Source organism: Chryseobacterium sp. G0162 (genome assembly GCF_003815715.1).
Lineage (GTDB): Bacteria > Bacteroidota > Bacteroidia > Flavobacteriales > Weeksellaceae > Chryseobacterium.
In genome coordinates, this window is sequence record NZ_CP033922.1 from 286124 (window position 1) to 310103 (window position 23980).

Here is a 23980-nt window from a genome sequence, read left to right on the forward strand (position 1 = left end):
TTTAATTGAGAAGAGAACATTTTTTTAATTACTTTAGAATAACCATTGTTAAATTTTCAAATCATTTGCCAGCTCAACATAAACATTTGATTGCTAACAAATTCTATCATTTTAAGTTTTGGTATTGCATTACAAATAGTATTCCAATTCTAAAGTAAATCCTTCCTCTCTGAATTTTTATAAGAAAGAAGAAGTTGCTTCAAAAGTTATATAAATTGGCTTTTGTCATTGACTACATTGAGTTTTCAATTTCTGACGAAGGAATAATCTTATTAGTAATCAATGATTTGAGATTCTTTACTATGATTTGTGGATAGTTTCTTCAGATATTGAATAAGGATTTTCAAGATCTATAGATTTTTTTGGTTTAGAGGATACAATCTGTCATCCCGATTTAAAGTACCCTTGGCTATCAAATCACTACCTTCCAACACAACGGTAAACTAAATATTACCCATTCAGTTCTTCAATTTGAATAAACCATTCTTCATAGACATCCTGTGCCGTTTTGATCTGATGCCCAGTAAACGTTTTATCATAGCTAAAGTCACTATTGAATTTATCGGTTTTAGGATGATATGATAACTTAAACATTCTTGGAGCTTCTCTCCCGTCATTTTGAAATAGCTCTTCTATATTTTTCAAAATCTGATTGCCTTTATTTAACATACCAAAAGCTTTTTCATTGCTGATGTCATACTGTGTGTCCGATACTTCATTCACTTTATGAGATTTCACCAAATACCCATTAATCTCAAAAAAAACTTTATAAAAATAACCTGATTCTATTAATCCGATAATATAAACAGCATCTACTTCTTCAGAATTATTACAAACAAATTCAAAACCTGTTTCAACTAATTCTGCAAGATATTTTTGAAATTCATTATCGAAATAGCTCATATTTAGAGGATTTACAATTGCTTCAGTTAAGATAGTAAAATTTGGTCATCCGGGCTTCAGCATATCTTAAGACCTAATCTCAGTACAAATCATTCTTGATATTTGCCATAATATTTACGTAAATTTGGGCATTATCTGCCTGCCAGTAAGCAAAACAGGCGATATTACAACTTCATTATGGATACAGATATTATTATTTCTCAACTGACAGAACATTTTCAGGAAATAGTCCCTTTAAAGGAAAAAGAAATTGATCTTGTGACTCAAAAACTGGAATGTATTCAGCTCAAAAAGAAAGAGTATCTGCTTCGGGAAGGACAAGTTTCAAGACATATGCGTTTCATTGCCCAGGGAAGTCTGTACGCTTACCACATCGATGAAAAAGGCAAAGAAAATATCACCCAGCTTGGTATTGAAAACTGGTGGATCAATGATCTGTACAGTTATCTGAGTGAACTTCCTTCAAGAATGTTTATTCAAGCTAATGAAGATGCTGTGATCGTTCAGATCAGTAAAAGTAATTTAGAGTTACTGTATAAAGAAATTCCTGCTATCTCAGAATTCTGGCGTCTGAAAATGCAATCAGCTTATGTTACCTTACAGGAAAGAACTTTTGAACACTCAAGAGTAGATGCCTACACTAAATATAGAAATTTTGTAACGGGTTACCGTAATATCGAACAACGTTTTCCTCAGTATATGATTGCTTCCTACCTTGGAATTACTGTAGAATACCTGAGCTATTTAAGAAAAAAACACCTGTCTGACGTTTCTTAAGATATCTTAAGTTTATTCCGTTCGTGCCTGAATAATTTTGCTCTCAGAAATTTAATGAGTGCAATATGAAGGCAAAAATTATCGCCATAACAGCTCTTGCATCAGTCTCTTTAAGTCTGAATGCACAGAAACTAAACTTTACCCCGGATCTTGTTTTAGGGCACCGTTCCTATACCTATATGCACAATGTCAATTATTATTTTAATGATCGGCTAAAGCTCAACAATCTCACTTTATTTGATACAGAATATACCAAAGACAAAGAAAATATATTCTTTATTAGAAATACACTTGCTTATAATCTGACCAAAAGATTCAGCGTAAATACAGCATTAGGAATGAAAAATCCGGGGGCGTTTTTCAGTATTTATGTACAGTACCGCATTGCAAAACCCAGTTATTCCCTTTCCTACTCTATTGGAACAACCTATCAGAAAGGGTTTTCTCTTGAACAGTCGGTATCATTTGAATATACACCTTATCTGAAGGAAAACTTACAGGGATATTTCAGTTTGCTAGCCATTGGTAATCTGGATGACAGCGGTTATCCGAGAGGCCTTCAGTTTATCCGCCTGGGAGTAAAACAGGACAAAATAATGTATGGAGTGGCTTCCAACTTCGACCAGTTCAACAATGCTAAAAAGACCCTTGAAAATGTTGGGGCATTTGTAAAATATAACTTTTAAATAATAATAAAATGAAAAAAGACATTGATTTAGGACTATTAATCAGCAGAATCGCTATTGGATTCCCCATGTCAGTTTATGGAGTTAACAAGTTGATCCACGGGGTTGGATTTATTGAAGATATGATGATGATGCATGGCTTACCTTCATTCTTCGCCTACGGAGTATTTGCGGGTGAAATTATTGCTCCAATTATGCTGATTGTAGGTTTCAGGGCCCGTCTGGCAGGTTTAATCTTTGCTGCCAACTGTTTTACAGCAACCGTTCTTGCTCAAACGGCTAATATTTTCAAACTTAACGATTTTGGTGGATGGGCGCTTGAATTATTAGTGATCTATATGTTGGTGGGTATAAGTTTCTTCTTTACCGGAGCCGGAAAATATTCGGTTTCAACAGCCAATAAATGGGACTAAATATTACTGGAAAGCGTAAAGATGTTATTTTTCTTTTCAATACGTTTTAAGGTCCAGGGATTTTATCTGTGATACAATTTTGACCGCTTATTTTTATTTTAAGCCACGAATGCACGAATGATTTTATTCGTGCATCTGTGGTTAAATATTATGTAAATCGTTTCATTTATACTTATCTTTATCCTGATTTTAATAAGGTATGATGAAGGAAGTAGTTGTGTATCAAATTGATTCTTTTACAAAGGAAAAATTCAAAGGAAACCCTGCAGGGGTTGTATTAGGTGCTGAAAACCTGACCTCTGAGGAAATGCAGCTTATTGCAAGGGAGCTCAATAATTCTGAAACAGCATTTGTACTCAAACCTGATCAGAATGACTATTTTGATTATCATGTACGGTACTTCACTCCCACCACTGAGGTTCCTATCTGTGGACATGCTACCATTGGTGCTCTGTATGCAAAAGCGATAGAAGATAAATTAGATTCCTGTACCATCAAAATCAACACTCAGGTTGGTATTTTACCTATTGATATTTTAAAAGAAAATAATGACTATCTGATTACGATGACTCAGGGAAGTTTTAGTCTGGAACCAGCTTTTGATCCTTCAATCACTCAGAAAATCATTGAGGCTTTAGGATTAAAAATGGATGATCTTAACAAAGATTGTCCAATACAGATTGCTTCAACGGGTCACTCTAAAGTCATGATTGGTATTAACAACAGAGCTCTGCTCAATAATCTTACTCCTGATTTTACTGCTTTAGCCCATCTTAGTAAAGAAATCAACTGTAATGGCTACTTTGTATTTACTTTTGATTCTGATGATAAGGATATTTTAACGTATGGAAGAATGTTTGCTCCTGCTATCGGTATCCAGGAAGATCCTGTTACAGGAAATGCGAATGGATCATTAGGAGGTTATCTTATTCAGAATAAAATTGTAAAAGTCTCTGATGAAACGTTTGAATTCACTGGAAGACAGGGAGAAGCTATCAACAGAATCGGACAGATGAAAGTTGAGGTCACCATAAAAAATCATATTCCTGAATTGATCAGAATTACAGGGAATGCTGTAAGTGCATTCCGTACAGTGATGCAGGTCTGATATTTATTCTGAACCCAGTTTGGTTTCCTCCAATCTCTTCCTGTAATTTTTCGGAGTGGATCCGGTTTTCACTCTGAATAAATACGAAAAATGAGAAAAGTTTTGAAATCCAAGTTCAAACGCTATTTCTTTGATTGATTTATCTGAGCTGTGAAGTAAATTTTTGGCTTCAAGAATAATTCTTTCTTTAATAAACTCAAGAGGGGAAATATTATACTGTTTTCTGCAAATAACTCCCAGATAATTAGGGGTTATGCAGAGTTCGTCGGCATAAAAAGACACATTTTTCTGCGCTTTATAGTATTTGTCCACCAGCATGTGAAAACGAAAGGCAAGATTATCCGGCGTGCTTAATGCTTTATTCCCAAAAGCATGCTCTACCCATAAGTTGATAATAAGTGCCAAAAGACGCACCCGTGCATTAATAAGTTCCGGAAATACAACATCAGCTGCAATTTCTTTCCTGATGGCATTAAATTCGAGACTGAATCTGTGATAGGTTTCATCATCAGGCGCTATCATTTCATATTTACTATAAGAAGAAAAAGTGAATTTAAGGGTCGGAGAAAATGTCTTCAAAATAGCATCATTAATAATCAGTCTTCTTCCGATAGTATGAGGAGCCAGCTCCCATTTGTATTCTCTTTTGGGAAGATGGATGAATAATTGCTGGGCTTTTAAACCATATTGATTCAGACCGGTTGTACATTTTCCACCCTCACATTGATCCAATAAGATAATGGTAAAACAGTTCTCAGGAAAAAAGTTGAGTGAATCACCACTGATCTCATCCTGAAAAACAACGTCAATTCCTTTATTAAACACTTCTTCTACTGAATTTTTATTAATCAACTCTTTATCTATTATCATCCCATTCTTTTCAATACTAATTTATGAAAATACCTCATATATTGTTTTGTGTTACATTGCAATATATTTTATTTCCTATTATTTTTAGCAGGGTGCAAAGATACACTCTTCTTCTCCGTCCGGAAATATCATAAACTGTGATAAGAATATCATATTTTCATATCGTTTATTATCAATAAGGGCATTAAAAAACAATCAACCCTAACTCTATCATTCTATATATCTTGCTTTTAAAGCCAACATCTCTACTCTATCATGCTTCATTTTCAATATTTATATTTCTAGTTTATCGTTAAAACAATAAGTATATTTGTGTAAGGTTCTTTTTCCTATACTCATATGTTAACAGACAAATTTGGAAGACATATCAATTATCTAAGGCTGGCCGTTGTAGACAGATGCAACCTCCGATGTACGTATTGTATGCCGGAAAACGGGCTTGCATGGATCAAGCAAAATGACCTGATGACTGATGAAGAAATGCTTAGAATATGTTCCGTCTTTACCCATCTTGGTGTAGACAAAATCAGAATAACCGGAGGTGAACCTTTTGTCAGAAAGAACTGTATCAGTCTTATTGAAAAAATATCGCAGCTTCATGGAATTACGGATATAAGTTTAACGACAAACGGGCTTCTTACCGAGCAATATATTCCGCAACTGAAAGCATTCGGAATAAAATCGGTTAACCTTAGCCTTGATACATTGGATGAAGACCGTTTCTTCAAAATAACCCGCCGCAAAAGCTTTGATAAAGTGATGAAAACATTGGATGGTTTATTGAAACATCACATCAAAGTAAAGATTAACACAGTAGTGATGGACAATCAAAACACTGAGGATATTATTCCTTTGGTTGAACTTACAAAAGAGCTTCCGGTGGATGTCCGTTTTATTGAAGAGATGCCATTCAATGGAAATGATAATGCGGATATAGTTCCAAAATGGAATTATCCACAAATTTATACTTACATCAGCAATCATTTTCCTGAGATAGAAAAAATAGAAGATCCTAAAAGTTCCACATCTTACAATTACAAAATACCTGGTTTTACAGGAAATATCGGCATTATTGCCGCTTATACACGTTCTTTCTGTGGAGATTGTAACAGAATACGGATAACTCCTTCCGGTATATTGAGAACCTGTCTTTACGAAGGGGGTGGAATTAATTTAAAAGATATCATTCGTTCAGGAGCAACCGATAACGAATTGAAAAATATAATTATCAACAGCATACATCATAAACCCAAAGACGGATGGGAAGCAGAACGACAAAGTCTGAACGCTTTATCCATTCATCAGTCGATGGCAACAATAGGAGGATAACTATGGAAATGATTACCGTACAACAGGCAGAAGAGATTATACTTTCCCAAACGAATAACTTTGGAAGAGAATATATTTCTTATGACCACGCATTAGGAAGAATTTTGGACGAGGACCTCAAAGCCGATCGGGATTTACCTCCTTTTGACCGTCCTACTGTAGATGGAATTGCCATTCAATATAGTGCTTATGAAAAAGGAATCCGCTCCTTCCCTATTAAAGCTATACAACCTGCAGGAGAACCTTCTGTAGCTATTGATTCAGAAACCGAATGTATAGAAATCATGACCGGGGCTGCTTTAGACCGTTCAGTAGATACTGTCATCCGATATGAAGATCTATCCATCAATAACGGGGTCGCAAGTATTATTATTGATATTAAAAAAGGACAGAATATCCATCTGAGAGGCAGGGATAAAAAAGAAGGCGAAGTTCTGGTAAAAGCTAATCAGACAATTACTCCAGCGATCATTGGAATAGCCTCATCTATTGGAAAAATTACTATAGCTGTTAAAAAATTGCCTAAGATCATTATCATTTCTACGGGAGATGAAATGGTAAACCCGGAATTAACCCCATCTCCTTATCAGTTAAGGCGTTCCAATGGAATCACCGTACAATCTGTTTTAAAAAAATACCATATTGAAGCTGATACTCTTCATCTCAACGATGACTATGAAGAGATCAAAAAAGAAATTTCCCGCTGCATTCAAGAATATGATGTTCTCCTGATGAGTGGCGGAGTATCTATGGGGAAATTTGACTATTTGCCTCAGGTTTGTGAGGAGCTTGGAATAGAAAAGCTATTTCACAAAATAAAACAAAGACCAGGAAAGCCCTTTTGGTTCGGTAAAAATAATGCTCAGAAACTTGTTTTTGCATTTCCGGGAAATCCGGTTTCGGTATTTATGTGCCTGCATCGGTATTTTATTCCATGGTTGGAAAAGTCTCTGGAAATAACTGGAAACTCACCACAGTTTGCTGTTTTACAGAATGATATTGAAGTTCCTTTCTCACTCCAATATTTTGTACAGGTGGAACTGGGAACGAACCAACTGGGACAGCTCACGGCTGAATCAGTTAATACCAATGGATCAGGAGATTTTTCTCATCTTGCAGATACCAATGCTTTTATGGAACTTCCTTTAGAACAGAATAGCTTTAAAAAGGGGGAAGTATACCGGGTATGGAAGTATAATAATTAAAATAACGTATACAATATCACAAATAAAATTAATGAGTTCCTAAAAAGTTATGAGCCTATGTGGTTACTTTTTTACCACTGGACTAATGCAAAAGACATTAAAAAATTCGTGCATTCATAGCTAATAGAATTTATATCTGTGGTTTAAAAAAGAATATATGTCAGAATTTAGCCATCTTAATAAAAACGGAGAGCCTGCCATTGTAGATGTTGGTGGAAAAAGTGTAACCAAGAGAAAAGCCGTTGCACAAGCCATTATTTCTTTACCAAACAATGTATTAGAGGCTTTACAACAAGACGATTTCAAAACCAAAAAAGGTTCTGTCTTCCAGATTGCTATGATTGCAGGAATTATGGGTGCTAAAAAGACGAGTGACCTCATTCCTCTTTGCCACCCAATTGGACTTGATAATTGTAATTTACACATAGAACTGAACGACCACAACGAAATTGTCATTGAATGCACTGCAAGTATAGAAGCTAAAACCGGTGTGGAAATGGAAGCATTAACCGGGGCATCTGTTGCAGCATTAACCATTTATGATATGTGCAAGGCACTGAGTCATGATATTGTCATCAAAGAAATTAAATTAATAGAAAAATCAGGTGGAAAAAATGATTTCAGACGAGCTTAATACAATTCCCAGAATCAACGGTCTTGTCCTCGCCGGTGGAAAAAGCGTAAGAATGGGAAAACCTAAAGATCTTCTTCAATGGCATGGAAAAGAACAGCGTTATTTTGCGGCAGATCTTTTGGCTCCGTTTTGTGATGAGGTTTTTATTTCCTGCAGACAGGATCAACTAGATAATTTTGACCCTGATTATAACGCGCTTACCGATACTTTCCTGAATATGGGTCCTTTTGGTGGAATACTTTCCGCATTACGGGCTCAAAGAGATAAGGCGTGGCTGGTGGTAGCCTGTGATCTCCCGTTATTGGATCCAAAATCTTTGGAGTTCTTAGTACAGTCCCGGAATCCTGAAAAGATTGCCACAACTTATGAAAGTCCTTTTGATGGATTACCTGAACCATTGATTACTATTTGGGAACCTAAAAGCTATCCTTTGCTGCTGAATTTTCTGGGGATTGGGAACACTTGTCCACGAAAAGTTTTAATTAATAGTGATACACTTATTTTAAAACCGGAAAATCCAGATGCTTTAATGAATGTGAATACACCTGAAGATGCTGAAAAAGCACAACGAATTCTAAAAAATTAATTTTGTTGGAAACGCGAAAGCAAAAATTGCTTATCTGTATGTTTTAAGGCACAAGGATTTTTTCTCTCGTTGATTACGCCAATTAGGCAGATATATTGAGAGCCACGAATACACGAATAAGATTCTAAAATGTAGTGATTGGAATTGATAATAAAGATTAGGCTTTTTATAGATAAATTAAAAGGAATAAACTGAATCATAAATATTAAAAAATTCGTGCATTCGTGCTAAAAGAAAAGTGAAAAAAAAGAAACAAATTATGAGTACATCATTTGAACGTTATCAGTGTCAGATTGCTTTACCCGGATTTGGCATTGAGTCCCAGGAACTGCTTAAAAATGCTAAAGTTCTTATTGTAGGCATGGGAGGTCTTGGATGTCCTTCTGCTCAATACCTTGCCTCTTCCGGTGTAGGTACTATTGGTATTGCAGATGATGATATTGTTTCTTTAAGCAACCTCCATCGTCAGATTTTATATACACCTGATGATGTAGGAGCCTACAAAGTAAATATTGCAGCCAAAAGATTACAGCAGCAAAATCCTTCTGTTTCCATTATCCCCTATCGATTACGAATTACTTCTTCCAATGTGATGGAACTGATTTCGGAATTTGATATCATCATTGAAGGAACCGATAATTTTGAAACGAAATGCCTGTTGAATGACGCCTGTGTTTTAGTGGGAAAACCTTTGGTATATGGAGCAATTTACCAACATGAGGGCCAGGCAAGCATCTGGAATGTTTTACAAAAAGACGGCACCTATTCTCCCAACTACCGTGATGTTTTTCCTAACGCAGAAGAATCTCAGGTTCCTAATTGCAGAGAAGGCGGTGTCATTCCTACTTTAGCAGGGATGGTAGGTTGTATGCAAGCTAACGAGGCTATAAAATATCTCATCCGATCTGAAGAAACTTTAGCAGGAAAACTATGGATGATGAATGTGATGACAGGGAGAGTACAAATCATTAAGTTAAGGAAAACTTCCGTTCAGATTACAGGCTTGTCTCAGACGATCCAGCTTATAAATTTTGAAGAGTTTATGAAGGATCAGAAAAATTTTGAAACCATAGATGTCCGTACGAAAGAAGAGCATCAAGATTTTAATATTGGAGGAAAAAACATTCCATTGGATGAATTGGATGATCACTACTCGTTTATTTCTTCGATTTCAAATCCCATCGTTATTTATTGTCAATCGGGTCAACGAAGTATGGAAGCGGCAAGAAAAATCACAAAAAAATTTCCTGGAAAAAAGGTGTTTTCTCTGAAAAATGGCGTTGCTGGAATGCACTGATAGTTTATTTAATCACAAAAGTTTTTATTTTGAATACTTGAGTTCACACCAGAAGTTGATAATAAAATGGCAAACAATTTCATATTAAGATGAAAATCAAAAATTTTCAAAAAAGATAAGGTGTGTAAAAGTTTATCAATCAAATAAACTTGCATCTGAATAGAAGACTTGTCCATCGCTGATTCTTGCAGCGGCAGTGTAAGGATGTTCTTCTGCTTTTCCAATATTCATAATATGCTCCACATTCCACCCTTTTGCTTTGAGATAATCTGAGATCATAGACTTGTGACAGCTCCACCATACCGCTTCTGAGCACATAAACGCAGTTGTTTTTGTTCTTGCAATGCTTTCAAGCTTTTCAACAGCTTTGGTAAACTCTTCAGTTTGCATATAATCAGCATACCCACGGAAAGATTCATTTCTCCAGCGGCTATTAACTGAATCAGACTGAACTTTTCTCCTTCCTCCTAATGCTTCAAAATGGATATACTCAATAGTATGTTCATGCAATACCTTCTCCAGATTTTCTTTACTAAACCAAGGATATCTCTTCGATCCGGCAAACCTCCGAACATCAGCAAGAACTTCAATATTGAATGATTTCAACATTTCAATAAATTCTTCTAAAGAACGAGTGGAATGTCCAATCGTGTAAATAACCAATTTTTCTGAAGATTTCATACGTTGACAATATGCTATATAATCAGTCTATGATTGTTTGTTGCTCTTTCTTAGATACAGTAATCTCCTGTCCTGCCATTTCATGAATCGTCTCTTCAATCATCACACTCATACTATTCAGAGCCAAATCATTGGCTTCTGTCCCAAATGGTTCTTCAATTTCATCTGCTATCGCTTCAAACGCCACAAATGTATAGGCGACAAACACTACAATAAGCGGAGTAAACCATCTCAATGAATCAACCAATCCAAACGGTAAAAGAAAACAGTAAATATATACAGTACGGTGCAGTAAAACACGGTAACTGTAAGGAAGCGGAGTAGAAACAATTCTTTCACACCCTCCCACAATATCAGAGAGTTTATCAAAATTTTCGTCAAATCGGGACTGCTGGATCGTATCTATACTTCCTTCCTCTTTTGCACTCTGAACCCATTCTGCCAATAGTTTCATAATGACCGCTGGTTTATACTTTGCTGCAGAAATTATTTTTAACTGATCTTCATTCAGTCTTTCCCTTAAATCTTCATGAGCATTTGTTCCTCTGAGCTGATGTTTCAATGCAAAAATAAAAGCGCCTAATAAATTGATAAATTCAGGAACAGAAACACTGCTCTCCTTTATTTTTTTCAAAGTTAAAGCCTGTCTGGTCAATGAACGAGCTGTATTCAACAATGCTCCCCATAATTTACGCCCTTCCCAAAATCTGTCGTAGCTGGCATTATTTTTAAATCCTAAAAATAAGGCGAGAACAAAACCAAATAATGTTAATGGAGCCGGATTAAGCGGAATTTTAAAGGAAAAAATAACCCCGCGCAGATAGACTACGCCCAACGATAAAATAAAAAGCAAAAAAAGGCGTGGCAACAGTCCGGGTAATACTGAACCATGCCATACAAAAAGCATTTTAAACCAATGTTCCTTCTTCCTTATAATCATACTGTTTGTTGTAAAGCTTTTATTTTAAAATTTATTTCTTAATCTGGCCTATTACCAAAGATTCCAGCTGATAAGAGCTGCGGGCAGGTTTTTTCTCCCCTTCTGCCACAAGACGAAGCGGTCCCTTTGACTCGGACAATGGTTTTCCATCCATGGTATCTGCCACAATAACATTTTTATCTGCAATAGAAGCATCCAACTCTGCTAATGAAAATAAAACCTGATACCCGTCTGTGCACTTTGCCAATACATATTTTGATATATTTTCTCCATGAAGCTCTTTTCCGGAAGGAGCTCCGGCTTTTGCAAGAATATCCTGAACGGCAACTCCCGTATACCTGTGAACACTTCCATCCTTGTCTTTCAGGGACGCTTCTTTTCTAGGCATCTTTGATAAATCTGTGAGACTCAACTCTAAAGGTGTGGAAACTTCCCCACTCACGTTCAATTTGAATCCGGATTGACAAAATGCCCAGCCGGAAAGCAATAACAGCGTTATAGGCAGTATTTTTTTCATAGAACAATATAAGAATAATTATGGTTTTTGAATCGCTCCCTGGTACAGCATTTCGTCTACTTTTTTATAGACTTCAGGATCGTGTTTTTTAATCTTGATTTTCACATACTTGGAAGCCGGCATATTACTTTCTTTTACTACATTATTTACCGAGACCAAAACATTGGTTTCCGGGAAATAAGTAACGGTATTCTTTTCAGGAATCTGATAGGAGACAATAATAAACAGAGGAGCCACTCTTTCTATCCCATCATCATAGTTGAAAAGATCCACTTTATCCCCCGCTTTAAATCCGGCTTTATCAATATCTTTTTGGTTCATGAATATAACACGGCGTTCATTTTTAATCCCACGGTAACGATCATCCAAACCATAAATCGTCGTATTGAATTGGTCATGAGTTCGGGTGGTAGCCATCATATATTCATCGGAAGCCAATGTATTGTCTGGAATTTCTGTTAATGTAAATGGTGCACGGCCGCCAAGCTCCTTTGAAAAGCTTTGTTCATCTCTTGCTGCATTGGGAAGATAGAAGCCTCCTTTTTGTCTGACACGAACGTTATAATCTGTAAAACCTGGAATACATTGTTCAATATCATCTCTTACCGCATCATAACTATCATGGAAACGCTGCCAATTCACTACAGCACGGTCTCCTAGCGTGGCCATGGCCATGCGGCATACGATCTGCGTTTCATTGATGAGGTTATCTGAAATGGCATCCAGCATCCCTTTTGAACTCTGAACAACCCCCATTGAGTTCTCTGTTGTAATAATTTGCACTTCTTCATTGACGATATCTTTATCGCTTCTTCCATAAGTGGGAAGAATGAGAGCTTCTTTACCATGTACAAGATGTCCTCTGTTCAGTTTAGTGGAAACACATACCAGTAAATTAAGTTTTCTCAAGGCATTGGCAGTAAATGTAGTATCTGGTGTGGCAGAAAGGAAATTCCCACCCATACAGAACATTACTTTTATTTTTTCTTCGTGAATTGCCTTTATGGCTCGTACCACATCATATCCATGTTTGCGGGGAACTTTAAAGCCGTAGAAATTTTCAAGGCGATCGAGCTGTTCATCCGTAGGTTTTTCATCAATCATCATCGTTCTGTTTCCCTGAACATTGCTGTGACCACGAACAGGACATACTCCGGCTCCCGGTTTACCAATACTTCCTTTCAGCAAAAGGATATTCAATATTTCGCGAATCATATCAACTCCATTAGGCTGCTGGGTAAGCCCCATTCCCCAACTGACGATAATCTTTTTTTTGAATGCCATCATTTCAGCGGCCTGATGAAGTGCTTCCTTGGATACTCCTGAAAGTTCAGCCAACTCCTCCAGTTTATACTGGTCAAATTGCTTCATGAAATCCTCATACCCTACTGTTTTATTTTTAATGAAATCTTCATCAAAAACCTTACCCGGATTTTGTTTTTCAAACTCGATTAAAAGGAGTTCCAACGCTTTCAATAAAGCCATATCTCCATTGATTTTCACTGGTAAATAAAGGTCTGCCAGCTGTACCCCTCCGGTAAGAATTTCTCTCACACTCTGAGGGTTGATAAACCCCATCAGCCCAGCTTCAGGTAATGGATTGATGGCAATAATTTTGGCTCCATTTTTCTTTCCTTTTGCCAAAGCACTCATCATTCTTGGGGCATTGGTTCCCGGGTTCTGCCCGATAATCACAATTACTTCAGCATCATAAAAGTCTTCCAGGGTTACAGTTCCTTTACCGATTCCAATGGTTGGACGTAGTGCAGAACCTGAAGTTTCGTGACACATATTGGAACAGTCGGGCATATTATTCGTTCCGAATTCTTTTGCAAACAATTGGTAAACGAATGAAGCTTCATTACTTGTTCTACCCGATGTATAGAAAGCAGCTTCATCAGGAGATTCCAATGCATTGAAATGTGCTGCTATCTTTTTAAAGGCATTATCCCAACTTATGGGTTCATAATGAGTGGCTCCGGGAGCCAGATACATGGGGTCGGTAAGTCGGCCCATTTTTCCAATCTGGTAATCATCTAATTTGGCAAGATCATATACAGAATTCTGTTTAAAAAACTCAGGTGTCACTTTTTTCGTTGTAGCCTCTTCTGCAAGGGCTTTTGCTCCGTTTTCACAATATTCTCCAAGAACTGAGCGTTCATCATCAGGATCAGGCCAGGCACAACTTGGACAGTCGAAACCATTCATCTGATTCATTTTGAACAGGGCTCTCATTCCCCGGATAGGTGCTTTTTCTTCAAATAAATCACTAAAAGCTGCCAGTACCGCAGGCATTCCTGCCGCTGATTTTTCGACATGGGTCAACTTAAGGTCAAGTAAAGTGAATGGATTCTCAGCATTAGGTTCTCTGCTGATTTCTTCTTCTATTTTCTTTTTATTATTTTCTTCCATAACCTTTTATTTTGTAAAGTGATTAACATTTAAGATTGGGATTCGGGTAATTATCGCTTTGATCTTCCACAGTATTATCTATACACACGAAATCTTTTTCCACCAAAAGTTTTACTGCTCCTGTCTGCCCGTCAAATCCAACAATATCTGTAGAAACCAATTCTTCTACCATGGCTTCGGGCATTTTCAATACGATTCTATTTTCAATGAATGCTGCAGACAATGTGGTGTCTTCTGTTTTTTCTATGGTATAGATAAACGGCCGGTCTACAAATTCTGTAAAGCTTGAAATAATTCCGGTTTTCCCTAATTCTGATACTTCGGATTGGGTTAAACGAAATCTGATGGAGTTGTCTTTTATTCTTATTTTCATTTGTTTCTTTTTAATGATTAATTCTTCTTATCTATGTACCTGTGTGGTAAAATTTATTTTTTAAAACCACATAGATACATAGGCTTTTATCAATGGTTTATTCTTATTCGTCCATTGATAGGGATTACTTTTCAACGATGTTATGAAAACTACTTTCGTTATAAATATTAAACCGGTTGTCTCGAAGAAATCCTAATAACGTCATATCAAACTCTTTTGCTAAATCTACGGCCAGACTGGATGGTGCTCCTATTGCCGCAACTGCTGAAATTCCTGCCATAGCGGCCTTTTGAATAAGTTCGAAACTTGCTCTTCCACTCAGTACCAAAATTTGATCCTTTAGTGGAAGTTGCCCGGTAAATAATGCATGTCCAATCAGTTTATCCAATGCATTATGCCTTCCTACATCTTCTCTTAGAGCCAGCAGTTGTCCTTCAAAGTCAAAAATCCCGGAAGCATGAATCCCTCCTGTAGCACTGAAATTATTCTGAAAGGACTGCAGATTTCCCGATAACTGGTATAAAACCTCAAATAATAAGGTATGCTGCTCCCTTTCGATATGCTGAAAAGTGCTTACTGTTTTTATAGATTCTATAGAGCCTTTTCCACATACTCCACAGCTGGATGTGGTATAAAAGTTTCTGTCTGCATGATTTAATTGAGGACTAAAATCTTCAGCCAATTCCACTTCAATAATATTTTCCCGGTTTCTGGAACATTCTGCCTGTGGATGATCTATCGTTTGGATTTGATGATATCCTGAAATAATTCCTTCTGTAAATAGAAAACCGGCAGCCAATTCCGCATCATTGCCGGGAGTTCTCATCGTTACCGATATATTTTTACTGACCCTCTGACCTTTTGAGCCATAGGAAATCCGGATTTCCAGCGGTTCTTCTACAGAAATATCATCAGTATAGGGAAAACTTTTGTCTTCTTTTACTTTAACAATATCTATTTTCTGTACAGATTTATTTTCTAATGTATTGGTTTTCATATCTGAATAATCTGTTATAGTAAATATACGAATTTCCGGTCTTTAATTATGGATGAGCAGAAACCCATTCTTCACCATCTTCAAAAATCTCTTTTTTCCATATAGGAACGGTTTTCTTTATGGTATCAATAATGTAACGGCATGCATCAAAAACAGCATCCCGATGCCCATCACTTACCACAATGATTACGGCGGCATCACCGGGAAACAAATTTCCTATACGATGGTGAACAACAATATTACGGACAGAAAACAATGTAATAGCTTGATCTGCCACCTTCTTGATTTCTTTTATCGCCATAGACTGATAACATTCATATTCCAAACGGATGACAGGTTTGTTTTGGGTAACGTTCCGGACAGTTCCTATAAATGTCGCAATCCCTCCACTACTCAGATCCTGTGCCAGAGTAAGGCATTCGGTGATATCTAATGTATCTTCTGTTATTCTGATATCCATCATTTCTTTTCGTTTTTGATTTTGATGCTATAAAGTATATTTTTTGGGGTGAAACAATGCCACGAATACACAAGTTATGTTTGAGTATTCACAGGTTTTACCCACCACTCACCGGAGGAATAACCGCTATTTCATCTGTCTCTGTAATGATCTGATGCTCTTCTGCATATTCTTCATTCACTGCAATGAAATAGGATTTCAATTTTACGAGCTGGGGAAAATCATTTTCAAGGATCATTTTCAGTTCTTTAACATTGAGATTATCCTGTACCTCAAATTCTTTTTTTGATGCTCCGAAAATATCTTTTATGATTCCAAAAGCCAATATTTTAAGTTTCATTTTATTTTTAAACTAAGGTTTTACCAATATTTCATGAGAACATTTATGCCTGCCACCAATACAAGGATTGCAGTCATTCTTTTTATAATCAAAGGATTCCATTTCAGGGACATTCTTGATCCAATTTGTCCGCCTATAAAAACGGCAAGACATAAGCTTAAAATCCTGAAATAATCCATATCTACGGATAATTTTGAAAGTTGACCAAAAATTCCAGATATAGAATTTACTAATATAAAAACACTGGAAGTGGCTGCAATTTTCCTTGGGGTATCCCATTTCATAAGATTCAGCAGGGGTGAAAGGAAAATTCCGCCTCCTATTCCTACCAATCCTGATAAGAAGCCAATTCCGCCTCCTAAAAAGCTATTTCCCAACACTGCAGATTTCGATTCCAGCAGCAGTTTCTCTTTGTCTTTAGTTTCTGTTTTAATCCATAATAAAATTGAAGCGATGATAAGGGTAACCCCTAAAATCAGGAAGAATGTTTCCTGACTTATTTTCAGTATTGCTCCTAAATAGGCCATGGGAACACTTACTAAAGTAATAGGAATCACTTTTTTCCAATCAATCTGTTTATTCTTAATATAAATATATACGCCCCCAACTACAACAATGACATTACAGATCAAGGCTGTTAAGCGAATTTCCTGATAAGGGAGACTATACATTGCTAATACCGCCAGATAGCTGGATCCACCACCGAATCCTACCGATGAGTATACAAAAGCAATTATCAAAAACAACAGAAAAATCTCCCAATGCTCCATATTATTTTGTTGAAGGTTAATGTTATTACAATAATACTCATTTTGAAGCTTGTTTAATGATAGAAAACAGAAAAGTCTTTACAATGATTTGTGAAAAAAATGTCATACATTGTTTATCGCAAGAATAAAATATTGGGGTACCATTATCATTTATTAAATTTGATTCATTAGAAAAAGTAAAAATGCCAGCAAACGAAACACAAAAAAACATGAATTCTCAAAATGTCACCGATTATCCTAACAACAACACCTATTTTCTGGTTTGGAATTTCAAACAGGATGCAGATCTTTCTAAAATTAAATCTGTATTCCAGAGAATCTGTGCTTTAGTCACCAATCTGAACAATTCAGCTCTTGACCGTTTTCCGAATTCTAAAGCGAGCTGTGTGTTGGGGATTGGGTATGAGGCATGGTTACAGCTTGAGCTGCCTACTCCATTGCCTAAAGAATTTAAGAAATTTGAAGAAATACAAGGCAGTAAACATACTGCAGTAAGTACAAGAGGAGATCTTCATTTTCATATCCGTTCTGATGAAAAAAGTCTGGCGTATGACATGGCCTCTACCATTTCGGATTTCATGACTGAAATTGCAGACTGTATTGTAGAAGTTCAGGGATTCCGGTATTGGGACAGCAGATCTATCTTAGGTTTTGTAGATGGTACGGAAAATCCACATGGAAAAGACCGTGATTTTTTTGCCATTATCGGAGATACAGATCCTGAATACGAAGGGGGAAGCTATCTTTTTGTACAGAAATATATCCATAATATGAATGCCTGGAAATCTCTTTCTGTGGAGGATCAGGAAAAGGTGATCGGAAGATCAAAGGAACAGGATATTGAAATGGATGATGATGTAAAACCTAAAAATTCTCATATTGCCTTGGCCAATGTAGGTGATGATTTTAAGGTGGTAAGAGACAATATGCCTTTTGGAAATGTTTCCACGAATGACATGGGAACTTATTTTATCTGTTATGCAAGTACATTCAGTACAGTGCAAAAAATGCTTACCAATATGTTCATTGGCGATCCTGTAGGAAACTACGACCGAATTCTGGATTTCAGTACTGCCCAAACAGGAACTTTATTTTTTGTTCCTTCAGCAGATATGCTGGATGAATTTTCTTCTTAAATTAAGTTGTATACAAAAGTTATTTTGAATCATAAAATAAATGAACCATTTCACAAGAAATGGTTCATCTTTTATAAAAGTCAAACTTATTTTAAAATAACTTCAGCGTGTGCTTCTTCACTAAATAAAATATTCTTCAGTGTATCCTTACGAATCTTGACAACATCTCCGTGCTGAACTTTATGTTTCTTTTGTAAAGATCTTTCATGAACAAAAACAGTATTTGCTTCCATTAATTGATTCAGTTTGCTTGATGAAAGGTTTAAACAGGTTCTGATCACGGTTGATAATCTGAGATTAAACTCAAAAGGGCATTTGATTCTAAAACTCAATACTTCACTATCAGAAGCCATCATTTGCTCTATAGAGACTTCATCAAACTGAATTTCATAGGCGACACTCTCCAAATCTACCTCTGCATTATTTTTCTTTCTTGTTTCCCGGGAAAATGCATATTCCCAGGCCAGATCCGTATCATTCTCCGAAAGGCGATTAAAGATTTCCTTACTGATGGATTCTGTTCTGATTCTGGAAAACAGAGTCATATTGTATCGGTGGCTGCATTTTACACATCTGTAAATTAACCAGATATCGATGTTCTTTTTTTGGGCATTCAGCCTGAATTTATCACTGCAATGAAACCTTTCGCTGTCGCAATGGCTGCATTTCTTTTTCAAAAGGGGGGTGTTTTGGGCTTTTACTACCCAGGTATACTCTATACTCATTATAATGGGTGCCTACTATTCTTAGAATTTTTTTCACCTATTATTCAACATTATAAAGTCATAACAGAAATAGCTTCTCCTATTCCTTATCTGATCGGTATAGCCGTCAAAATCGGGAATAACAAAAACTGCCTATATCAGCAATGCAATTAAATAATAGGGTTAAATGGAAACCTGTTCGGGTAGATTTACCCAAACGAAAGAATAATTAGCCTGTGGTTGGAAGGCTAATAGTAAGCTATAATAGGTTTAAGAGTTGTTCTCAAAACAAATTGTTTACTTGGTTGGGATAAAATTAGTTAATTCTTTACAAAAAACAATTTTTTTATTCCATTTCAGAAAATAAATACCAAATCCTTACTCACAAACAGCTTCTATTAGATACAAAAAAATGTACGTGGAGTCGTCAACGAATGATGAGGAAAATAATAAGTTTTTGAATTCATTTTAAATCCACAGATCAAGGAAAGTTTTAATATTATTTTGTAGCTTAGATTTCAGTATTACAGTGTGTTATTATTTTAACGAATTTATTTAAAACTAGACCATATGTGGTGGGTATATGCAATTCTTTCCGCATTTTTTGCTTCACTGACTGCCATCTTTGCCAAGATTGGTGTTACAGGCGTGAACTCAAATCTTGCTACTGCTATCAGAAGTGTGATTATCTTGCTGGTAGCCTGGGGAATTGTTCTGGCACGAAGTGAATATAAAGGGATCCCAGTCCTTTCCCGACATAATCTTATCTATCTTGTGGTTTCCGGATTAACAACAGGACTTTCCTGGATCTTTTATTTTAAAGCTTTACAAGCCGGTAAAGTGACTCAGGTAGCTCCTGTAGATAAATTAAGTATCGCTTTAACAATTATTCTTTCCGTGGTATTCCTTGGGGAATCTCTTACTTTAAAAACAGCGATTGGTGCCTTATTGATTATTATAGGAACCATAGTTCTCATCTTTGAACAGTGATTGGCTTTTAAATGCGAGATTCGCAAGAAGAGAATTCAAAACATTTATTTTTCATCATATCGTATCAATCCATCTATACAGATCAACATCAGCAGAAATTCCAAACGATTTTCTGAGTCTGCTTTTTCTGGTCTGAATGGTTCGGACTGCCAGGTGATTATACTCTGCAATGTCTTTTGTTGTGAAACCTAACTTAATTAAAGCACAAAGCTTAAATTCATCACCACTCATATCAGGGTTAAGTTCCATCAGATTATCATACAAGCCGGGAAACATCTGCTTTACTTTAGGAATAAAGGCAATATCATCATTCATGGCCAGTTTTACAATACCTTCCAGGTCTATCTGATCTTTGCTATTGAGCTTTGTTCTCATGTCTGCAATAATCTTTTCACTTCTTATAGCCTGTTGGTATAATTTCACAATTTTGAATTGTTTGGAGACTATAAAATACCCCAGGATACTAACGCCTAAAAACACTTGCAAAAAAGTAATCAGTCTTTGATTTTCTGAAAACAGAACATTATCTGCTCCTTTAATGGTAAATATTCTGAAATCATAGTAATGACTGATACTAAAAAGAATAAGTACCGTAAGATAAACAAGAAGATTATACCAGACTGTCTTTTTGGAGTTAAAAATAAACAGTGAAGCCAGCATAATGACAAAATAATATAATGACAGTCCATTTTCAAAACCTGTGGTAGATGAAAAAAAGAAGATGATAAATAACAAAAGTTCCAAACTAAACAGCGTCACAAAATGGTTATAACGTAGTTTTGTAAAGAAGAAAAGGAAGAGATAAAAGATCCCCAATGCCGTTAAAGCGAAAAAATTGACCTTCAAGCCAAATAACAAATCTCTGCATCCGTTAAAGATCAAAACAGCTCCAAGGGAAAATGCAAATAAGTTCATTCTCTGCGCCTCAATAAACTCAAGCGGATCTGTATTGGGAGCAATATGTCTGTTCGCTATATAATCCCAGATTTTACGAAACATAATTTATAAATATTGAGCAAAAAACATGAAATTCAATACAAAAATAAATAAAATGCTTTTATATTTCATTCAAATAGTCAATTTTGGTTAAAAAATACATTTACAGAATTTCTTTATTATATTTAAAAACGTCTGGCTGCTATAAAACTGCAGGCATACATTTCACCGGCCTCATTTTCTGTACAGTGAAGAAAATTACAGATATAGGACAGCTCTATATTGCTTCAGAAACAGCATTCTCGATCAGATTTCCTATATGAATGTTTTTATAATTCGTATTTCTTTTTTCTTTTAAAATACGATTAGAATCCTAAAGAGGAACAGTATTTATAATTAGTTTATGTTTTGTTTTAATAGATCAATTAAGTCTGACAATCAAAAGAATATTTTGATTTTGATTTTTCTTATTCTTATCAGACAGAGTATTTAAAGGTTCCGGCGGGGCTCCCCCCCGCCGGAACTAAACATTAAGAAGACATTCTTTGTGCTGTAATATGAATACGCCTGATGTTATTGGCAGGAATGGTATCATTTAAGTTATCTACATACACAAAAATGGTTAACCGGTACCAAACGCCGTCAATCGCCAGATCTATGGTTTCTATTTCCTGTGAATCATCAGAACTGCTTGTAGAATTTATAGGTGTGGAACTGCTATTCATATTATCTCCCCAGTTAAGGTAGATCCCGTTATCCGTTTCCACATATCCTCCCGGAGCTACTAAAATATTAGCACGGCGAAAACGGTCTACACTGGATAATGCCGCATACCACATTTTAACATTACTGGAAGATACATTTACCAATCTAGGGTTGTAAGTTACTCCACCCGATCCTGTATTGGAACTGGACCAAAAACTAAGATCCAGCCTAACTTTTCCTCCTAAAATAGGAGGATTCGAAATCATCGTACTCAGCAAACCTGTTGTAGTAGCTGGAACTTCATACGTGAAAAACTGGTACTCTCCCGGACTGAGCTTTTTCCCTCCCCCAACTTCTGCATTACACGTCTGGCCGCCTATAGAAATAGGAAACACTGTTGTATTAGGACTGGATACTGTCGGGGTTCCGGAAATAGTATAAATTAAAGTGCCTGAACCTTGTGCAAAATTTCCCTGGGTAATGGTTGCGGTAAGCCCGTTTACAGGTCCTAATGTCTGGGTAGAATATATTCCACCGTTTCCTCCTGTATAAGGAATAGTCATTGTTCCTTGAAAAGGAGTTCCAGCTGTATAGGTCAGCGGATCCAGATTAGCATCAGCACATCGTAAAGCGCCTATGACCCCCTGTTGCAATAAACGCCCATCCAAAGGTCTCCATTGGCTGCCATCCCAATATACATATCCTGCATAGGTAAATGTAGATTGTGTTCCCTGATTAAAAACCAATAGTCCAGTAGCAGGGCTAGGAATTGTAGAAGAATCATTGTAGGCTGTTAAAGCTACTCTTGGCCCCAGAAAACCTTTCTGCTTTCCTGATGCCAATTGACTCACATTAAGTTCTACTATTGCAGACAGATCAGGGGATGTAGTTCCTACCCCTACACTTCCATCAGCCATAACTACAAAATCATTGGCTTGTTGTCCTGCAGTAGGACTTCCAGTTGCATTATTGTCTTTTTTTCCATCAATATTGAAGATTCCCTGTGGATTGGGAGTATTGATGCCAACCTGTGAATAGTTGAGCGAGTAAACCATTATAAATAATGGAAGAAGATGCTTTTTCATTCTGTGTTTATTGTATTTAAATTGAGTATTACAATGGTTTTAGCTAAAGAAGTTTTTTGTTACATAGAGCATACTGAGTACTTTTTCCATAGCTCTAAACTGCTTTTTCTAAATCCATATTGTTGTTTAAAATTTCAATGCAAGATTAGAGTTATTCGCTTCTCAACCCAAGAAAATCAATACGCTATAGATACACTACAAGCCCATTATTACATACGTCACAGATACGTCTAGCATCAAACAATAAACATCAACATATTGAAAATGAAATAATTAAAATAAAAAAAATTAGTTTTACAAAAATTCAGATTATTTACATTAGGGATTTAAAAATAAACGTTCTATGAAGTATGTTTCATAGAGCGTTTTATTCCATATATTTTAAAAAAAGTAAAATTTCCAAAGGAAAACTTCATTCAGAACCAGGGGAAATGTCGTAATATTTGAAATTAAAACAAAATTTTAGTTTTAATATCCTATGCTTTCAAAGTAACCAAGATAAGTCTTAATCATTAAGATATCATTTTTTACTATTTCCATTCCCAATTCAGTTCTTCATGATAGGGAATTTTTTGGTCGCTACAGATTTCATGGAAATAGTTTTTTAGCTCAATAAGGTTATGAACCTGTTTCTTAGGAAATATCAGATAATTTCCTGCATTCATGTTAATAAAAAAATTTTCACCGGTTTCTGAAATCCATTCAAAATGAGCTATTGCGTGTTTAACCTCAAGCTGAGCATTCTTAATCAAAATATACTCTTTATTGAATTCTACATCAAAAGTATTGGCTTCACTACTTTTATACTGTTCTCCTAAAGCAATGGTTGTATAATAACGTTTATAGTAACGGCTGGCAAATTTTGGATAAATCAGATAAAAAAGGCCGCCCACAATAAGGATTGCTACACCTAATATTGGTTCGAAAAGCATCATGAACAGTCCGATTACAGCAATCATTCCTGCGAAAACATAGCCACTTACCCTTTTCGACTGTTTCACTTCATCAGATTTTGAGGCTTCATACAGTAAGCTGTCCAACATTGTTTTTTCATTAAAGCTCAGCTTCATCGTATTCATAGGAGATTGATTAGTTTTTTTACTATTAATTTCATAAAAATACTCAT

Annotated in this window: 26 protein-coding genes; 11 read left to right on the forward strand and 15 right to left on the reverse strand. The window is 36.0% G+C overall.

The annotated features are described in order from the left end of the window. Positions 1 to 450 precede the first annotated feature (450 nt). Entirely contained in the window at positions 451 to 903 is a 453-nt protein-coding gene (locus EG344_RS01400) for a hypothetical protein (protein ID WP_123907938.1), read from the reverse strand. A gap of 177 nt (positions 904 to 1080) precedes the next feature. On the opposite strand from EG344_RS01400, the gene EG344_RS01405 reads away from it, so the two are divergent. The 4 genes from EG344_RS01405 (at position 1081) to EG344_RS01420 (ending at position 3887) form a co-directional block, all read left to right on the forward strand. Beyond that, positions 1081 to 1680, forward strand: a complete 600-nt coding sequence (locus EG344_RS01405; RefSeq protein ID WP_123907939.1) for a Crp/Fnr family transcriptional regulator — start codon at positions 1081 to 1083, stop codon at positions 1678 to 1680. Between the two features lie 65 nt (positions 1681 to 1745). After that, positions 1746 to 2366: a hypothetical protein gene (locus EG344_RS01410; protein WP_123907940.1), complete on the forward strand. Its 621-nt coding sequence runs from the start codon at positions 1746 to 1748 to the stop codon at positions 2364 to 2366. 11 nt (positions 2367 to 2377) lie between these two features. Then, positions 2378 to 2779 carry a DoxX family protein gene (locus EG344_RS01415; protein ID WP_123907941.1) on the forward strand — a complete coding sequence of 134 codons (402 nt, stop codon included), beginning with the start codon at positions 2378 to 2380 and terminating at the stop codon, positions 2777 to 2779. Between the two features lie 199 nt (positions 2780 to 2978). Further along, entirely contained in the window at positions 2979 to 3887 is a 909-nt protein-coding gene (locus EG344_RS01420; protein ID WP_185145581.1) for a PhzF family isomerase, read from the forward strand. Between the two features lie 3 nt (positions 3888 to 3890). Here the strand turns inward: EG344_RS01420 and EG344_RS01425 are convergent, their stop codons facing one another. Continuing rightward, positions 3891 to 4757, reverse strand: a complete 867-nt coding sequence (locus EG344_RS01425) for a helix-turn-helix domain-containing protein (protein WP_123907942.1) — start codon at positions 4755 to 4757, stop codon at positions 3891 to 3893. Positions 4758 to 5096: 339 nt separating this feature from the next. On the opposite strand from EG344_RS01425, the gene moaA reads away from it, so the two are divergent. From moaA to EG344_RS01450, 5 genes are all read left to right on the forward strand, one after another. Beyond that, complete coding sequence (moaA, locus tag EG344_RS01430; protein WP_123907943.1) at positions 5097 to 6086, forward strand: GTP 3',8-cyclase MoaA; 990 nt, start codon at positions 5097 to 5099, stop codon at positions 6084 to 6086. Between the two features lie 2 nt (positions 6087 to 6088). After that, entirely contained in the window at positions 6089 to 7291 is a 1203-nt protein-coding gene (locus EG344_RS01435) for a molybdopterin molybdotransferase MoeA (protein ID WP_123907944.1), read from the forward strand. Between the two features lie 157 nt (positions 7292 to 7448). Next, positions 7449 to 7925 carry a cyclic pyranopterin monophosphate synthase MoaC gene (gene moaC / locus EG344_RS01440; RefSeq protein ID WP_123860463.1) on the forward strand — a complete coding sequence of 159 codons (477 nt, stop codon included), beginning with the start codon at positions 7449 to 7451 and terminating at the stop codon, positions 7923 to 7925. Next, a complete protein-coding gene (locus EG344_RS01445; RefSeq protein WP_123907945.1) occupies positions 7906 to 8511 on the forward strand; it encodes an NTP transferase domain-containing protein in 606 nt (201 codons plus the stop codon). Before moaC ends, EG344_RS01445 begins: the two co-directional genes overlap by 20 nt. Before the next feature lie 259 nt (positions 8512 to 8770). After that, positions 8771 to 9808 (forward strand): HesA/MoeB/ThiF family protein, encoded by a 1038-nt coding sequence (locus tag EG344_RS01450; protein ID WP_123907946.1) that lies wholly within the window; start codon positions 8771 to 8773, stop codon positions 9806 to 9808. A 135-nt stretch (positions 9809 to 9943) separates the two neighbouring features. On the opposite strand, the gene EG344_RS01455 is transcribed toward EG344_RS01450, so the two are convergent. The 9 genes from EG344_RS01455 to EG344_RS01495 all read right to left on the reverse strand — a co-directional run bounded on the left by EG344_RS01455 (position 9944) and on the right by EG344_RS01495 (position 17298). Continuing rightward, complete coding sequence (locus tag EG344_RS01455; RefSeq protein WP_123907947.1) at positions 9944 to 10489, reverse strand: DUF488 family protein; 546 nt, start codon at positions 10487 to 10489, stop codon at positions 9944 to 9946. Between the two features lie 22 nt (positions 10490 to 10511). Further along, a complete protein-coding gene (locus EG344_RS01460; RefSeq protein ID WP_123907948.1) occupies positions 10512 to 11429 on the reverse strand; it encodes a bestrophin family protein in 918 nt (305 codons plus the stop codon). 31 nt (positions 11430 to 11460) lie between these two features. Then, on the reverse strand, positions 11461 to 11946 hold the full coding sequence (locus EG344_RS01465; RefSeq protein ID WP_123907949.1) for a molybdopterin-dependent oxidoreductase: 486 nt from the start codon (positions 11944 to 11946) through the stop codon (positions 11461 to 11463). An 18-nt stretch (positions 11947 to 11964) separates the two neighbouring features. Further along, positions 11965 to 14358 carry an FdhF/YdeP family oxidoreductase gene (locus EG344_RS01470; RefSeq protein WP_123907950.1) on the reverse strand — a complete coding sequence of 798 codons (2394 nt, stop codon included), beginning with the start codon at positions 14356 to 14358 and terminating at the stop codon, positions 11965 to 11967. 22 nt (positions 14359 to 14380) lie between these two features. Next, entirely contained in the window at positions 14381 to 14731 is a 351-nt protein-coding gene (locus EG344_RS01475) for a DUF7009 family protein (protein ID WP_123907951.1), read from the reverse strand. Between the two features lie 124 nt (positions 14732 to 14855). After that, on the reverse strand, positions 14856 to 15728 hold the full coding sequence (fdhD, locus tag EG344_RS01480; protein WP_123907952.1) for a formate dehydrogenase accessory sulfurtransferase FdhD: 873 nt from the start codon (positions 15726 to 15728) through the stop codon (positions 14856 to 14858). A gap of 46 nt (positions 15729 to 15774) precedes the next feature. Further along, positions 15775 to 16191, reverse strand: coding sequence for a molybdenum cofactor biosynthesis protein MoaE (locus tag EG344_RS01485; protein WP_123907953.1), 417 nt, complete (start codon positions 16189 to 16191; stop codon positions 15775 to 15777). Positions 16192 to 16285: 94 nt separating this feature from the next. Next, positions 16286 to 16528 (reverse strand): MoaD/ThiS family protein, encoded by a 243-nt coding sequence (locus EG344_RS01490; RefSeq protein ID WP_123907954.1) that lies wholly within the window; start codon positions 16526 to 16528, stop codon positions 16286 to 16288. Between the two features lie 20 nt (positions 16529 to 16548). Beyond that, a complete protein-coding gene (locus EG344_RS01495; RefSeq protein WP_123907955.1) occupies positions 16549 to 17298 on the reverse strand; it encodes a sulfite exporter TauE/SafE family protein in 750 nt (249 codons plus the stop codon). Between the two features lie 209 nt (positions 17299 to 17507). Between EG344_RS01495 and EG344_RS01500 the strand changes: the two genes are divergently transcribed. Next, a complete protein-coding gene (locus tag EG344_RS01500) occupies positions 17508 to 18434 on the forward strand; it encodes a Dyp-type peroxidase (protein WP_123907956.1) in 927 nt (308 codons plus the stop codon). 86 nt (positions 18435 to 18520) lie between these two features. Here EG344_RS01500 and EG344_RS01505 read toward each other — a convergent pair whose 3' ends face one another. After that, entirely contained in the window at positions 18521 to 19111 is a 591-nt protein-coding gene (locus EG344_RS01505) for a DUF1062 domain-containing protein (RefSeq protein ID WP_228412830.1), read from the reverse strand. A gap of 597 nt (positions 19112 to 19708) precedes the next feature. Here EG344_RS01505 and EG344_RS01510 point away from each other — a divergent pair. After that, on the forward strand, positions 19709 to 20128 hold the full coding sequence (locus EG344_RS01510) for an EamA family transporter (RefSeq protein WP_123907958.1): 420 nt from the start codon (positions 19709 to 19711) through the stop codon (positions 20126 to 20128). A gap of 54 nt (positions 20129 to 20182) precedes the next feature. Here EG344_RS01510 and EG344_RS01515 read toward each other — a convergent pair whose 3' ends face one another. From EG344_RS01515 to EG344_RS01525, 3 genes are all read right to left on the reverse strand, one after another. Next, positions 20183 to 21127 carry a diguanylate cyclase gene (locus EG344_RS01515; protein ID WP_228412831.1) on the reverse strand — a complete coding sequence of 315 codons (945 nt, stop codon included), beginning with the start codon at positions 21125 to 21127 and terminating at the stop codon, positions 20183 to 20185. A 467-nt stretch (positions 21128 to 21594) separates the two neighbouring features. Next, on the reverse strand, positions 21595 to 22854 hold the full coding sequence (locus tag EG344_RS01520) for a hypothetical protein (RefSeq protein WP_123907959.1): 1260 nt from the start codon (positions 22852 to 22854) through the stop codon (positions 21595 to 21597). A 530-nt stretch (positions 22855 to 23384) separates the two neighbouring features. Further along, positions 23385 to 23933, reverse strand: coding sequence for a hypothetical protein (locus tag EG344_RS01525; protein ID WP_123907960.1), 549 nt, complete (start codon positions 23931 to 23933; stop codon positions 23385 to 23387). Positions 23934 to 23980 lie beyond the last annotated feature (47 nt).

What these genes read in the sequence shown, in the direction of transcription:
- EG344_RS01435 (WP_123907944.1), top strand. Translation starts at nt 6,089, where the DNA reads ATGGAAATGATTACCGTACAACAGGCAGAAGAGATTATACTTTCCCAA.
- moaA (WP_123907943.1), top strand. Translation starts at nt 5,097, where the DNA reads ATGTTAACAGACAAATTTGGAAGACATATCAATTATCTAAGGCTGGCC.
- EG344_RS01485 (WP_123907953.1), bottom strand. Translation starts at nt 16,191, where the DNA reads ATGATGGATATCAGAATAACAGAAGATACATTAGATATCACCGAATGC.
- EG344_RS01400 (WP_123907938.1), bottom strand. Translation starts at nt 903, where the DNA reads ATGAGCTATTTCGATAATGAATTTCAAAAATATCTTGCAGAATTAGTT.
- EG344_RS01510 (WP_123907958.1), top strand. Translation starts at nt 19,709, where the DNA reads ATGTGGTGGGTATATGCAATTCTTTCCGCATTTTTTGCTTCACTGACT.
- EG344_RS01475 (WP_123907951.1), bottom strand. Translation starts at nt 14,731, where the DNA reads ATGAAAATAAGAATAAAAGACAACTCCATCAGATTTCGTTTAACCCAA.
- moaC (WP_123860463.1), top strand. Translation starts at nt 7,449, where the DNA reads ATGTCAGAATTTAGCCATCTTAATAAAAACGGAGAGCCTGCCATTGTA.
- EG344_RS01410 (WP_123907940.1), top strand. Translation starts at nt 1,746, where the DNA reads ATGAAGGCAAAAATTATCGCCATAACAGCTCTTGCATCAGTCTCTTTA.
- EG344_RS01420 (WP_185145581.1), top strand. Translation starts at nt 2,979, where the DNA reads ATGATGAAGGAAGTAGTTGTGTATCAAATTGATTCTTTTACAAAGGAA.
- EG344_RS01490 (WP_123907954.1), bottom strand. Translation starts at nt 16,528, where the DNA reads ATGAAACTTAAAATATTGGCTTTTGGAATCATAAAAGATATTTTCGGA.
- EG344_RS01455 (WP_123907947.1), bottom strand. Translation starts at nt 10,489, where the DNA reads ATGAAATCTTCAGAAAAATTGGTTATTTACACGATTGGACATTCCACT.
- EG344_RS01460 (WP_123907948.1), bottom strand. Translation starts at nt 11,429, where the DNA reads ATGATTATAAGGAAGAAGGAACATTGGTTTAAAATGCTTTTTGTATGG.
- EG344_RS01465 (WP_123907949.1), bottom strand. Translation starts at nt 11,946, where the DNA reads ATGAAAAAAATACTGCCTATAACGCTGTTATTGCTTTCCGGCTGGGCA.
- EG344_RS01425 (WP_123907942.1), bottom strand. Translation starts at nt 4,757, where the DNA reads ATGATAATAGATAAAGAGTTGATTAATAAAAATTCAGTAGAAGAAGTG.
- EG344_RS01500 (WP_123907956.1), top strand. Translation starts at nt 17,508, where the DNA reads ATGAATTCTCAAAATGTCACCGATTATCCTAACAACAACACCTATTTT.
- EG344_RS01525 (WP_123907960.1), bottom strand. Translation starts at nt 23,933, where the DNA reads ATGAATACGATGAAGCTGAGCTTTAATGAAAAAACAATGTTGGACAGC.
- EG344_RS01445 (WP_123907945.1), top strand. Translation starts at nt 7,906, where the DNA reads ATGATTTCAGACGAGCTTAATACAATTCCCAGAATCAACGGTCTTGTC.
- fdhD (WP_123907952.1), bottom strand. Translation starts at nt 15,728, where the DNA reads ATGAAAACCAATACATTAGAAAATAAATCTGTACAGAAAATAGATATT.
- EG344_RS01515 (WP_228412831.1), bottom strand. Translation starts at nt 21,127, where the DNA reads ATGTTTCGTAAAATCTGGGATTATATAGCGAACAGACATATTGCTCCC.
- EG344_RS01415 (WP_123907941.1), top strand. Translation starts at nt 2,378, where the DNA reads ATGAAAAAAGACATTGATTTAGGACTATTAATCAGCAGAATCGCTATT.
- EG344_RS01405 (WP_123907939.1), top strand. Translation starts at nt 1,081, where the DNA reads ATGGATACAGATATTATTATTTCTCAACTGACAGAACATTTTCAGGAA.
- EG344_RS01470 (WP_123907950.1), bottom strand. Translation starts at nt 14,358, where the DNA reads ATGGAAGAAAATAATAAAAAGAAAATAGAAGAAGAAATCAGCAGAGAA.
- EG344_RS01520 (WP_123907959.1), bottom strand. Translation starts at nt 22,854, where the DNA reads ATGAAAAAGCATCTTCTTCCATTATTTATAATGGTTTACTCGCTCAAC.
- EG344_RS01495 (WP_123907955.1), bottom strand. Translation starts at nt 17,298, where the DNA reads ATGGAGCATTGGGAGATTTTTCTGTTGTTTTTGATAATTGCTTTTGTA.
- EG344_RS01450 (WP_123907946.1), top strand. Translation starts at nt 8,771, where the DNA reads ATGAGTACATCATTTGAACGTTATCAGTGTCAGATTGCTTTACCCGGA.